10 protein-coding genes are annotated in these 12,879 nt (G+C 39.2%); 8 read left to right on the top strand and 2 right to left on the bottom strand.

All coding sequences use genetic code 11. The annotated features are described in order from the left end of the window. Positions 1 to 47: 47 nt before the first annotated feature. Entirely contained in the window at positions 48 to 3,332 is a 3,285-nt protein-coding gene (locus H6F47_RS00105; protein WP_190647284.1) for an ATP-binding protein, read from the bottom strand. 644 nt (positions 3,333 to 3,976) lie between these two features. Between H6F47_RS00105 and H6F47_RS00100 the strand changes: the two genes are divergently transcribed. The 7 genes from H6F47_RS00100 (at position 3,977) to H6F47_RS00070 (ending at position 11,535) form a co-directional block, all read left to right on the top strand. After that, positions 3,977 to 4,573 carry a KaiA family protein gene (locus tag H6F47_RS00100; RefSeq protein ID WP_096571704.1) on the top strand — a complete coding sequence of 199 codons (597 nt, stop codon included), beginning with the start codon at positions 3,977 to 3,979 and terminating at the stop codon, positions 4,571 to 4,573. 173 nt (positions 4,574 to 4,746) lie between these two features. After that, entirely contained in the window at positions 4,747 to 5,061 is a 315-nt protein-coding gene (kaiB, locus tag H6F47_RS00095; RefSeq protein WP_137666274.1) for a circadian clock protein KaiB, read from the top strand. Between the two features lie 137 nt (positions 5,062 to 5,198). After that, positions 5,199 to 6,743, top strand: a complete 1,545-nt coding sequence (gene kaiC, locus H6F47_RS00090) for a circadian clock protein KaiC (RefSeq protein ID WP_187038728.1) — start codon at positions 5,199 to 5,201, stop codon at positions 6,741 to 6,743. A 127-nt stretch (positions 6,744 to 6,870) separates the two neighbouring features. Beyond that, positions 6,871 to 8,781, top strand: coding sequence for a TolC family protein (locus H6F47_RS00085; protein WP_190647188.1), 1,911 nt, complete (start codon positions 6,871 to 6,873; stop codon positions 8,779 to 8,781). Positions 8,782 to 9,664: 883 nt separating this feature from the next. Beyond that, the gene (locus H6F47_RS00080) at positions 9,665 to 10,042 is read left to right on the top strand and encodes a hypothetical protein (RefSeq protein ID WP_137666272.1); all 378 of its coding nucleotides are present in this window, start codon (positions 9,665 to 9,667) and stop codon (positions 10,040 to 10,042) included. Positions 10,043 to 10,137: 95 nt separating this feature from the next. After that, positions 10,138 to 10,638: a hypothetical protein gene (locus tag H6F47_RS00075; RefSeq protein ID WP_096571699.1), complete on the top strand. Its 501-nt coding sequence runs from the start codon at positions 10,138 to 10,140 to the stop codon at positions 10,636 to 10,638. Between the two features lie 117 nt (positions 10,639 to 10,755). Next, positions 10,756 to 11,535, top strand: coding sequence for a photosystem II S4 domain protein (locus H6F47_RS00070; protein ID WP_190346719.1), 780 nt, complete (start codon positions 10,756 to 10,758; stop codon positions 11,533 to 11,535). 128 nt (positions 11,536 to 11,663) lie between these two features. Here the strand turns inward: H6F47_RS00070 and H6F47_RS00065 are convergent, their stop codons facing one another. After that, a complete protein-coding gene (locus H6F47_RS00065; protein WP_190647186.1) occupies positions 11,664 to 12,443 on the bottom strand; it encodes an SDR family oxidoreductase in 780 nt (259 codons plus the stop codon). A 161-nt stretch (positions 12,444 to 12,604) separates the two neighbouring features. On the opposite strand from H6F47_RS00065, the gene H6F47_RS28320 reads away from it, so the two are divergent. Further along, complete coding sequence (locus H6F47_RS28320; protein ID WP_277876963.1) at positions 12,605 to 12,727, top strand: hypothetical protein; 123 nt, start codon at positions 12,605 to 12,607, stop codon at positions 12,725 to 12,727. The last annotated feature ends 152 nt before the right edge of the window (positions 12,728 to 12,879 follow it).

The following is a 12,879-nucleotide window of genomic DNA, read 5'->3' as shown; positions in this document are numbered from 1 at the left end:
CAAGGGAATAGGTTGACAATTGTCAATTATCAATTGTCAATTATCAACTACCCCTTTCCTAATGCTTGATTAATTTGATTTAATAAGTCTGCCATTGAAATCGAATGAGGCAGTCTCTGAATAGCGATACTTTCGGGTATTTCTCCCAACAAATAATCATTATTTTGATTATTTTGGGTTTGATCAATGGCTGTATTTACCTGATTTAATTTTTTATCAATTACCAAAATTGGAGGTAAATTAAAAGATAAATCTGATAAATCTGACAAAGCTTTTAACGCTTCTTGTGCTTCTTTATCAGCAGCAGATTCTCCCAAACCAATTAATAGTAAATCAACACTTTGATGGCGAATTTGTTGCAAAACTTCAGTCCAAGAGTTACCCATAGCAGCTTTAAAACCAGCAGTTTGTAAATACTGAATTAAAGCTTGAAACCACTCATATCCCCTTTCATTATTCTGTGCAGAATAACCCATTTCCTGATCATTTGTGAGTGTTTGGTTAATATCTTGTACAGCAGATTTCTTTTGTAACCTATAACCCTTAGCTGACTTGCGTTTTACCTGTGGCAAATCACCCAACTTAGCCACATCTACGACTAAAATATTAGGAGGACAACCAATATTAGAAGCAATTTCCAACACTGATAATAAAGGATCTGGTTTGCCGTGACCATGCTCATTTTCCCTACCCAATGGCGTTAAGCAAGGAAATACACCCAATCCTGGTATTTGGGAAGCTGCCAAGGTTGTGGCTACATCACAAGTCACCAAAGGCAATTTTGCTAACCTTTGGTACTTCATCAAGTGTTGCAGATAATGTTGGGCATTAGAACTGTCAACATCCAACAAAATCACATCAAACTGCCACACCCGCGCTAAAATTTCTGCCTGATCTAAATCATCTACTTCAATGACTCGATGTTCACGCAGGGAGGGTTGGGGATTAACAGACTCTAATTCTGGATTCACCAACCGCAGAATCCGCAACGGAGTTTTTTCCGGTACAATATCGGTATTTGTTAAACCTACCTGCTGAACTTCTGGTGTAGCACACAATCTTTCTAGAATGGGTACTAAAGCTTGATGTTCCACTGGCAAACTCAAGAAAGCATCAGCCCTGTTAGCGTAAGCGTGTTCTTTTTCTGCCCCCGTAGCGGTGATAATCACAGGAATATGGTGAGTTGCACTATCAGATTTTAGTAAAGTCAGTACATCCCAACCGGAAAGCAGGGGTAGTAAGGGATTCAAAAAGATCGTTTTTGGTTGCAAGCGCCGCGCTTTTTCTAATGCTTCTGTCCCTGAACGCGCAATCACCACCCGATAACCTAAACCTTTCAGATTTTGGGTCAGGTCTTCAATATATCGCGCTACTGCCTCAACTACTAATATTAACCTTTGAGAAGAAATAGGTTGATGTACTTCTAAATTTCCCCCCTCTGATTCAGAAAAACTGGTTTTGGGAGGAGAAGGAGGTAATAACAATGTAAACTGGCTACCTTTACCTTCACGAGACAAAAAGCTCACATCTCCACCATGTAATCGAGCTAAAGCCCTTGTTAATACTAACCCTAAACCAGTGCCTTCAAATTGGCGAGTTAGGGGATTTTCTAACTGTTGGAATTTTTGAAAGATTAAATGTTGTTGATGTTCAGGAATACCAATACCTGTATCCCACACTGTAAAAGCAATCCATCCTTCCCAGCGATTTACCCGCAACCCCAGTTTCCCAGTGGTTTCAGTGAATTTAAAGGCGTTGGAAAGTAAGTGTACCAGCATTTGCCGCAAGCGTAATTCATCTGCTACCATCTCCTTTAAACCAGGTTCAATGGTCAGGCTGAATTGGTGATCATCTGAAAAATCGGTGCTTTTGCTCGGTTGGCTGTGAAGTGTTCTGGCTTCTGATAAAGCGCGATCGCACACTTCCCGAATCTGTACCAGCGATGGAGTCAGTTCCATCTGTCCCGTTTCCATCCGCGTCAAATCTAAAATGTCATTCACCACACTCATCAAATGACGGCCACTTTGATGAATCAAACCCGCATAACGTGCTTGTCTTTCGTTCAGTTCTCCTAATTGTTGATCTGCCAGTAATCTTGACAAGCCTAAAACTGCTGTCAACGGCGTTTTTAATTCATGGCTAATACAAGCTAGAAACTCATCCTTTAACCGATTAAGTTGAATTAAATCAGCATTTTTAGCTGCCAATTCTTTAAAAAGCTGTTGTTGTTCGGTCACATCCGTAGCTAAAACCAACCACAAATTATCAGTGAAATTTGCTGAATTATTAGTTGAGTTGACAACTTCTGCATCACCACCCCCAACTTTTAATTCAGGACTATCCAAGAGGATTTTAGCAAACTGCCAAATTCGCTCTTGACCATTTTGCACCTGAACAACACAAGTACAAGTACCTTGTTTAGCATCCAAATAGCAATGACTGGATGTAGCATTTGCTTTTCCTTGCTGCTCCTGTATCATTGCTAAAACCGATGTGGAGTGAGGCGCTTGACTGCTTGTAGGCAAGTTATGACTTCTGGCTTCTGGCATCAGCGTCACAGCATCTTCAGTTGCACCCTTGCTAATAGGTGCATCAGAATAAGCCTTGAATGTTTGTCGATGGATATATTCTGGGTCTTCACGCCTGACAGGAGATAGGATAGTTTCTACTTGTAGCCTAATTCCTTCTGGATCTTTCAAAACTCCCAATTGTTGCCACCAAGCAGGATTTTGTGTTAAAACTTCACCAGTGCTTGTTTGCAACATTAAAGGCCAAGGCAGTCTTTCCAATAACTGCACTAAAGCGTTATATCTCGGTGATTGATGTTGATTCTGCTTATAAGAGCGATTTTTTCTTCTAGTATTATTTTCCGTCGTCCCAGCAACTTTAGAGGCAATTGTAACTTTATTTTTAGCTAAAAAGCTGAGTAGGCGTAGGTTATCTAGCAGACCTAAAAATTTACCATCTGCATCAATCAACGCCCAATCTAAATTTTTATTTTTTTGGTTTTGTTGGTGACGTAAAAACAAACTTAATTTATCCAGTGGTTCAGAAGCTGGTATGGTTTTGATGGGCGAAATCAGACTAGGACTCAAAGTGGAAATTGATTGCTGTAGATTTAAAAACGTTTCACCACTGGCTGCTGTTAATAATTTTGGGATTAAACGGGCAGAATACAATAATCCTATGGGACTTTGTTGTTGATTTACCACTACCAAGCGATCGCACTGTTCTTTCTCCAAAATCTCCAGCACCACTGCCAGAGTGCTTGTTTGGGAGCAACTGGGTACGGTTGCTAGAAAGTCATAAAGCGGGTACTGTAGCATTAACATAAAGCTTAGGGGATCTTTCTTCCTGTAATTGCCTCTGGCATCAACATCTGCCAAAGTGCTGATATTTTTCAGGCCTGAAGCCATATCCTCCTAAAAGACGCATAAAATCTTTCCTAGAGATACTGTAAATCTATTCCAGCGATTCACTCACTTTGATCGGCAATTTCCCAATTTCATCATTCCCAGAGCAGTTATACTTGAATGTACCACTCTTGTGAATGAGTAAACAACCAGCATCTTACTGGTATGGAAACTCCTGATGGATAGTTACAGCTAAAACAATTATCGCTCCAAAGATTATTTTAGAACCTTGAGGAATTATAATGATTTAAAATGAAACCATACTTTAAATTTGTTTATGCATCTTATCAAGGAGTACAATGGAAAAATCTATATGCCGATAGATAGACATTTATAGATCATCAGATTAGCTACCACACATTCTCTGTTGAACGCTTCACCGATTACCTACTAAGTTATATCACTGACGGACAAAACCAGTTAGGAATTGGTAATTTCTCAATAATTTTTGACAAAAGGCGTTCTTTACCCTGATTTTACTGAAAAGTTTTTATCAAACTGAATCAGCACTGAAGCGACACTCTCAGCGTTCATCATATATAAACAATATATATAAACAATAAATGTTATTACCTATATTATTGATTTGTCCAGCAATTCTTAAGAAATATTTATATAATGCTGATGCGGCAAATACCCAAGCTGGTTTAATCGGGCAGTGCAGGAATTTGATTGATGAGATTTTTTCTCAATTTTTTGGGTTGCCGCTGACTGCTACCACTCCTATCAACGGACAGTTTTTACACAATAGGATGCAGTTAAATAACAATCTATCAGGGAAGCATCTTAATAAGAATAATCATGTATTGGCGTGTAATGAACAGAAAAGCCAGCAATGGTTTCAAGAAATGAGTCCATCGGAAAAGCAGGAACTATTAGCGAACCTCAAATCTGATTACCGGAAAATTCTCATCAATTATTTTATCACAGACAAAACTCTCAAAACTGCAATTGATAAATTCATCAACACCTTATTTTATGCTAATATTCCTGTGCCACAAATTATAGAAATTCATGTAGAACTGATTGACGAATTTTCCAAACAGCTAAAATTAGAAGGCAGGAGCGATGAAACATTACTAGATTACAGGCTGACCTTGATAGATATTCTGGCACATTTGTGTGAAGTATATAGATGTTCTATGTCTAAAATGAACTGAGATAAATTCATGCTATCTTAGATTTTGACTCATGAGTTAAAGAATCAAAAATTGACAGGATTGATTTTTAAATTGTTTAAGATTAATCCTATTGCAACAGGCATCTGTTATTAGTTTCAACAAATGCATCAGCCTATTTTGTATTCCTATTCTGATATCTAAACTGTGCATTTATGAATAAAGTCCAAAAAACCTATGTTCTCAAGCTGTATGTCGCAGGGAACACACCCAACTCCGTGCGAGCATTAAACACACTCAAAAACATATTAGAACAGGAGTTTCAAGGAGTTTATGCCCTAAAAGTAATTGATGTTCTCAAAAACCCACAATTGGCTGAAGAAGACAAAATTTTAGCCACACCGACATTATCAAAGATTTTGCCCCCTCCCGTTCGCAAAATAATAGGTGATCTTTCAGACAGAGAAAGAGTTTTAATCGGTTTAGACTTACTTTATGAAGAATTAAATGAAGAAGACTGGGAACAGTAACATATAGCAGTCAGCATTCAGCAGTCAGTATTCAGCTTTTTAAAACTCTTGACCCTAGTAAAGAACATTTTTTCATAAAAACTCTGTACAGAATTTAGGAATTTAAAAAATCGGGTTAAAGACCTATATAATCAACAATGAGTGACCAAGAGCAACAAGAACAACAAAAACCAGCAAGTGGTGGTGTAGAGAAAATTCGCACCATGATTGAGGGCTTTGACGATATTAGTCATGGCGGTTTACCAGTGGGCAGAACAACCTTAGTCAGCGGTACATCTGGTACTGGGAAAACCTTATTATCCCTGCAATTTCTTTATAATGGTATCACCTACTTTGATGAACCAGGAGTATTTGTTACCTTTGAAGAATCACCCAGCGACATTATTAAAAATGCCCATATTTTTGGCTGGAACTTACAAAAACTAATTGAAGAAGGCAAACTGTTTATTCTCGACGCTTCCCCCGATCCCGAAGGGCAAGATATTGTGGGTAACTTTGACCTTTCCGCCTTAATTGAGCGATTACAATATGCGATTCGTAAATACAAAGCCCATCGTGTTTCCATTGACTCCATTACCGCAGTCTTCCAACAATATGAAGCAGTGGGAGTAGTGCGGCGCGAGATATTCCGCCTCGTAGCGCGTCTTAAACAATTATACGTCACCACAATCATTACCACAGAACGGGGAGAAGAATATGGACCTGTAGCTTCCTTTGGGGTAGAAGAATTTGTGTCTGACAACGTAGTAATTGTTCGCAACGTTTTAGAAGGAGAACGCCGCCGCCGCACCATAGAAATTCTCAAATTGCGCGGTACAACCCACATGAAAGGTGAATATCCATTCACAATTACTAATGCTGGAGTTAACATCTTCCCCTTGGGAGCAATGCGTTTAACACAAAGGTCTTCAAATGTCCGTGTATCTTCAGGAGTTAGCACCCTAGATGAAATGTGTGGTGGTGGTTTCTTCAAAGATTCGATTATTTTAGCCACAGGAGCTACAGGTACTGGTAAAACTCTCTTAGTCAGCAAATTTATTCAAGATGGTTGTGTCAGCGGTGAACGAGCAATATTATTTGCTTATGAAGAATCCCGCGCTCAACTGTCTCGAAATGCTTATTCTTGGGGAATTGACTTTGAGGAATTAGAACACCAAGGTTTATTAAAAATAATTTGTACCTATCCTGAATCAACAGGTTTAGAAGATCACTTACAAATTATTAAATCAGAAATTGCCGATTTTAAACCAGCCCGCATTGCTATTGACTCCCTTTCCGCATTAGCTAGAGGCGTAAGTAATAATGCTTTTCGCCAATTTGTAATTGGGGTAACAGGTTATGCCAAACAAGAAGAAATTACAGGCTTCTTTACCAATACCAGTGACCAATTTATGGGATCACATTCCATTACAGATTCTCATATTTCCACCATCACTGACACAATTATTATGTTGCAGTACGTAGAAATTCATGGAGAAATGTCACGGGCAATCAACGTCTTTAAAATGCGGGGTTCGTGGCACGATAAAGGGATTAGGGAGTACAATATTACGGCTGATGGACCTAATATTAAAGATTCCTTCCGTAATTACGAGAGAATTGTCAGTGGAGCGCCTAGCCGCGTTAGCATAGACGAAAAGGCGGAACTTTCTCGCATTGTTAAACGTTTTGAAGACAAATAAACTGCTAAATCCCGAAAGAAGCTAAATTCGGTATATAGTATATTATTTGCTTCATTTAGCATCATGTTATATTCTGTGAGAAGACAAGTTTTCTGCCGCTAAATGGTTTTTCTTGTGAGGGGATGCGGTGAAAAGACAGCAATTATTATTTCATAGTTTCTTACCTGGTGTAACAGCAGCAGTATTAACAACTCAATCAGCTTGGGCTGGAACAGTCAAAGTTGATGAGGTAAAGCTGGTGTCTTCTCCTAGTGTGTTGGCTGCAACCGATGTGAAAACCTCAGTTGTGGAAATCAATAGGCAACTGCCCATTACTGCGGTTGATAATTCTCCAGCCTTTTTACCTAATCTTGATTTTAGTCAACTCAGTTTTCCAGCTACGGTGAATCAGAGTGTGACAGAAATTACTGCTGCTAATAATACCAATGTGCCAGCAGTAAAAAGCCTGAAAACTGTTTTACCAGTTTCAGTCACTGCGACAAAAGTATCACAGTTAACAGCACTAAATAAGTGTTTACAGGCAGAGCCGAACAGTCGGGCAGCTTTGCTCCTGTCCTCAAGTAGTTGTTTACAAAAAAATGTAGATAAGGATAGTCAAAAGGTAGCCCAGGTAAATGTTCCTACTGAATCAGGAACTCCAAATACACAGCTACCTGCTCAGAATACACAAAATGTAACACCTACTCCTACAAGTTCTACGGAGACAACACTGGAAAACCTGAGTCCCAGTTCTAATCCCCTGCTCTTTCCTACGAATCCAGAGGAAGTAAAACTTCAGGAAACTCAGCCGATTACTTTAGAACAGGCTCTGGAACTGGCTAAGCGAAATAACAACGAACTACAGGTAGCTGTTTTGCAGTTGGAAAATAGTAAGGGAGCTTTAAGGGAAGCTCAAGCTGCCTTATTGCCCACTGTCAGTTTGAGTGGTAATGTCACTAATAGCCGTAGCACTGCCAGTACACTGTCAGCTAAACAATCACAAAGGTTAGATCCTGAAGCACCTGATGCTGAATCTAATACCGCCTTCGATAGTCAAGCCCAACTGAGATATGACCTTTATACCTCTGGGAGCAGAAACGCTGCGATAAAGCAGGCTGAGGAACAGGTGCGTTTTCAGGAATTGGATGTAGAAAGGCAATCTGAAGAAATACGCTTGAGCGTCGCCACAGATTACTATAGTTTGCAACAAGCAGATGAAAATGTGCGGATTTCTCGATCAGCAGTCGAAAACTCTCAGGCTAGTTTGCGAGATGCTTTGGCTTTAGAACGGGCTGGAGTGGGTACAAGATTCGATGTATTGCGATCGCAGGTGAATTTAGCCAATGCTCAACAAGAGTTAACTAATGCTCTGTCTCAGCAAATCATTGCTCGGCGACGGTTAGCGGTGCGGTTAAATCTGTCCCAGTCCGCAAATATTAGTGCCGCTGATCCTGTACAATTAGCTGGTCTGTGGGAAAGAAGCTTAGAAGATAGCATTGTCTTGGCTTATCAAAACCGTCCCGAACTACAACAGCAGTTGGCACAGCGCAATATTAGTGAACAGCGCAGGAAACAAGCTCTAGCATCTTTGGGACCACAAATTAGTTTAGTTGCCAGCTATGACTTGCTAGATTTTTTTAATGATGATGTCAATGTCAGTGACGGCTATTCTGTGGGAGTCCGAGCCACTTTGAATTTATATGATGGTGGCGCGGCAAGAGCAAGAGCAGCCCAGGCAAAAACTGATATAGCAATTCAGGAAACTCGATTTGCTCAACAACGCAACGAAATCCGCTTTCAAGTAGAACAAGCTTATTCTACCCAGCTTGCTAACTTGGAAAACGTACAAACTGCGAACGCTGCTCTTGAGCAAGCCAAAGAATCCCTCAGATTAGCGCGTTTACGTTTTCAAGCTGGTGTAGGGACTCAAACCGATGTCATTAACGCAGAAAATGAACTCACCAGATCCGAAGGTAATCGCATTCGCGCCATTTTGGATTACAATCGTGCTTTGACAGAGTTACAACGCTTCGTCACCTCCAGAGCTTTTAATAAGTAAACAAATATAGCAGGAGTCAGGAATAAAACCCTTTTGTAGTAAGAGTTTTGTGATTAATTGATGTCCTAACTGCTCTGTCTACGGCTATAAAAACTGTTTACAAGCCCCAAAAAGCCTCATTGCCAGTTATTAGACTGTAAAATGAGGCTTTTTAGTGAAAAACGCTATATTTGTTACAGGTGATTGGTGATTGGGGACTGGTGATTGGGAATAAATATGTTTCTTTCTTCTGCTATAGGACTTACGCACTGTACAAATTCACCATGATGTGCATGAACGAAAATCCGTCGTTTCAGGCTTTTGGCGATTAACTTCCGATCAATAGCGAACTGCTTGCAGCAGCGCTTCGCTATCGCCCAAAAATAATTAAAAAATCACGTTAAAATGCCCGAAACCCATACCCCATATTTGGTTGATCCTGTCAATGCGTAAGTCCTATGCTATATAAAACCTAGACAAAGCTAGACTTTACTTTCTACTTCAACGGGAGCATGGGAGCGGTTATCCCTCAGTAGACTTGCACGCCTTAGCCAGACGCGATATTTCTCAAGTTAAGATTTACAAGAAAGACTACCGCTATCATTGCTTGGTTTTCGCGTTGGCAATAGTCTTAATTCAATACTTGATATCGTAGGATTATATATCAAGTGGGCGATTTTCTTAACTCACTTATGTCAATGCTTGTCAACATAAGTATAGTTTTGTCTATAAAATAGTCAGATTAGGACTAGCTCTATCCTGACTCCTGACTCCTCTACGGGCGTTCGCGAAGCGTGCTGGAAGCATCAGCATTCGGGCGACCAATTATCAATTTTATGAAAAGCCTATTTTCCGAATGCTTCGCCCCTACGACTCCTGACTCCTGACTCCTTGATCTCCTTTTATGACTAAAATCACATCACAAGAAATAGCCCAATTTCGCTCTCAATTAGCAGATGATATTCAAGCAATGGAAGCATTAGACTTGATAGAAGACTGCGAGGGAGACTTAGAAGATGCAGCCATGACCCTGGCTATTAAAGCGGGACAAGAACCTGGTAGAACAAATTCCGAATGGTTAGACGCTTTAGCAAAAAAATGGCGTGCTGTTATCTGCGAACAAGAATATAGAGATAATTTATTAAATGGTTCAATTTCTGGGATGATGTCAAACCTGAGAAGTATTCCAGAGTTTCCCAAAATTTTGGCAACACCAGTTTTGATATATGTCCTCAAGCAAGGTGTAAATAATTTCTGTGAACCTTTAGATTCTTTAAAATAATATTTGGTGCTGAATCTGTCGTTGAACCAGTGCTGATATTCTGTTAATTAAAGATAATTAAAGAAACCCTGTTTTATATAACTGTTTTTAGACCAATGAATTACCTTGTAGCCGTATTACCAGACCGTATCCAAGCTGAATCTGCTTACTTAGGCTTAGAAAAAGAAGGCATAAATAGCACTATCCTGGGTAGAGGATACAAAACCGCTGATGAGTTTGGTTTAATAGACCCCAAAGAAGAAGCGAAAAAACAAGTACGATTGATGGCATTCTGGTTAATACCATTCGGCTTTTTTGCTGGTTTTACCTTCAGTCTCATCACTGGTTTAAACACCTTTGCTTGGGCTGGTGAAATCGGTAATCATGTTATCGGTGGGTTGCTTGGTGCTGGTAGCGGTGCTATGGGTAGCGTCTTTGTTGGTGGTGGTGTGGGTTTGGTTTTTGGTAGTGGTGATGCTTTACCCTACCGTAACCGTTTGGATGCTGGTAAATATTTAATTGTGGTTCAAGGTTCAGAAACTCTGACTCGCCAAGCAAACCGCATTTTACGGCAGTATGACCCCGAAAATATCCAAGGTTATGCAGAAAATGGGTAATAGGTAATTGGTAATAGGTAATTGGTAATGGGTAATTCATAATTCGTAATTTTTCCCAATCACCAGTCACCAGTCACCAGTTAGTTACCAATCACCAATCACCAATCACCAATCACCATGTTACCAAGAGAAGAACTTTTAAAAGGTATTGAAAACCGCGATAGTATCGCCCGTGTAATTGACCAAGCAGAGCAATCTATAAAGACCTGGGAAGTAGTCTTAACTGATTTTTTGTCTCCGCCAGAGTTAGCAGAAATTCAACGGGTTTTTAGCCGATTGACAGAGGTGCATTTAGTTGCCTGGGGTGGATATCCTCAAGCTGAACGTCAAAGAGTGGCGATCGCCCGTTCTGAACTGCCTTTAGATTCATCTCAAGTTGCTATCACCGCTTTAGAAATTGCTGGTAATTTTTTGTTTGATACTGCTACCCATCGTGATTTTTTAGGAGCAATGTTGGGTACAGGAATTGTCAGGGAAAAAACCGGAGATATTATTATTTTGGGGGAAAGAGGAGCGCAAGCAATTGTAGTTCCTGAACTGGTAGAATTTCTGGAAATGAATTTAAAACAGGTGCGTTCTGTTCCTGTGAAAACTCAACCTATTGATATTAACGAACTAAAAATTAGAGAACCGAAAAAGAAAGAATTAACCACAGTAGAAGCTTCATTAAGATTAGATGCGATCGCCTCTGCTGGTTTTGGGATGTCTCGTAATAAAATGGTTGATTTAATTGACTCTGGTGATGTGCGGGTAAATTGGAAAGAAATTACTCAAGCGAGTTCGCAAGTCAAAACCGGAGATTTAATAGCAATTCGCGGTAAAGGACGTTTAGAAGTTGGTGAAATTGCCGTGACTAAAAAAGAACGTTACCGCGTGCAATTAACAAGATATATGTAGGTGATTGGTGATTGGTGATTGGTGATTGGTGATTGGGTAATCATTTTATGTTTCCCTATCAACTATCAACTATCAACTATCAACTATCAACTATCAACTATCAACTATCAACTATCAACTATCAACTATTACCCATGTTTAAACTGTTTAGCTATTGCACTTACCAAAGATTCTCTTGGTAAAAAGCGGTGCATATTGACAATGATTTTATTTGCTAAACCACCGCTAACTACATTTAAATCACCTTTTTCTAAACCTTGTAAAGCATCTTTAACAACTTCTTCAGGAGTAGCTAGTTTATTATTTGCACTGGCTAAAGTTTCAGGAAACTGAGCTTCAATGAAAAAATCTGTTTCTGTAGGACCTGGACAAACTACTAAAATCTTCACTCCATAATCTTTATTTTCAGCCCACAAAGCTTCACTAAAACTCATAACAAATGCCTTAGTTGCCCCATAAACAGAAATATAAGGCATTGGTTGAAAGCCAGCAATTGAGGATACATTAATAATGCTACCAGAACGACGTTGACGCATTAAAGGTAGAAATTTGTGAGTTAAATCTACCAATGCCATAATATTTAATTGAATCATTTTTAATTGTCGTTCTCCATCTCGTTCAGCAAAATCTCCATAATCACCAAAACCCGCATTATTGATTAACAAATCAATTGTTATTTCTTGGCTTTTAATAAAATCAAAAACCTCATTAGTAGCATTATTTTCTGTCAAATCTTTGGGTATAACTTCGACTTTTATTTGATGTTGTTGTTCTAATTTTTCCGCTATTTGGTTTAGTTTTTCCTCTGAACGGGAAACGAGAACCAGATTGGTTTTGCGTGCTGCTAATTCTTCTGCAAAAGCTTTGCCAATTCCACCTGACGCACCGGTAATTAAAGTTGTTGACATTTTAGATGACATTTTAGATATGATTTGATTGATTCTTTCACCTTTTCCTATAGTAGCAACCCTACCTAGCGGTTGTGTGGAGATGGGAAAATTTTTGGGGAATCATTGTATTATTTCTAGTCACAAACGGGAATACTAGATGTACAAAGATTTGGTAAGTTATGAGTGTAAATAATTTTCAGTTAAGAAATGCGATCGCTCACGGTTTCAAAACTACTTCACTAACTATAAAATCTGTACTTGAACTTATTGAAGTTACAGTTGTTAAACTCACTAAATGCTGATAGCGCAGCATAAACAATAACATTAATTCTTTATCCTGACTCCTTTTCTTGGTTCTTGTTACAAAATATTAATCTTCTCCTCTCAAACCTAAATAGAACCTAAATAAATACAGTCTTTTCATTTTCACAATTCATAATAGGATGGGTAACTG

This window comes from Sphaerospermopsis sp. FACHB-1094, from assembly GCF_014696195.1.
Lineage (GTDB): Bacteria > Cyanobacteriota > Cyanobacteriia > Cyanobacteriales > Nostocaceae > Sphaerospermopsis > Sphaerospermopsis kisseleviana.
Note: the sequence above shows the minus strand (reverse complement) of the source record. Positions and strands in the feature narration are given on the sequence as shown.

What these genes read in the sequence shown, in the direction of transcription:
- H6F47_RS00105 (WP_190647284.1), bottom strand. Translation starts at nt 3,332, where the DNA reads ATGTTAATGCTACAGTACCCGCTTTATGACTTTCTAGCAACCGTACCC.
- H6F47_RS00100 (WP_096571704.1), top strand. Translation starts at nt 3,977, where the DNA reads ATGTTATTACCTATATTATTGATTTGTCCAGCAATTCTTAAGAAATAT.
- kaiB (WP_137666274.1), top strand. Translation starts at nt 4,747, where the DNA reads ATGAATAAAGTCCAAAAAACCTATGTTCTCAAGCTGTATGTCGCAGGG.
- kaiC (WP_187038728.1), top strand. Translation starts at nt 5,199, where the DNA reads ATGAGTGACCAAGAGCAACAAGAACAACAAAAACCAGCAAGTGGTGGT.
- H6F47_RS00080 (WP_137666272.1), top strand. Translation starts at nt 9,665, where the DNA reads ATGACTAAAATCACATCACAAGAAATAGCCCAATTTCGCTCTCAATTA.
- H6F47_RS00075 (WP_096571699.1), top strand. Translation starts at nt 10,138, where the DNA reads ATGAATTACCTTGTAGCCGTATTACCAGACCGTATCCAAGCTGAATCT.
- H6F47_RS00070 (WP_190346719.1), top strand. Translation starts at nt 10,756, where the DNA reads ATGTTACCAAGAGAAGAACTTTTAAAAGGTATTGAAAACCGCGATAGT.
- H6F47_RS00065 (WP_190647186.1), bottom strand. Translation starts at nt 12,443, where the DNA reads ATGTCAACAACTTTAATTACCGGTGCGTCAGGTGGAATTGGCAAAGCT.
- H6F47_RS28320 (WP_277876963.1), top strand. Translation starts at nt 12,605, where the DNA reads ATGAGTGTAAATAATTTTCAGTTAAGAAATGCGATCGCTCACGGTTTC.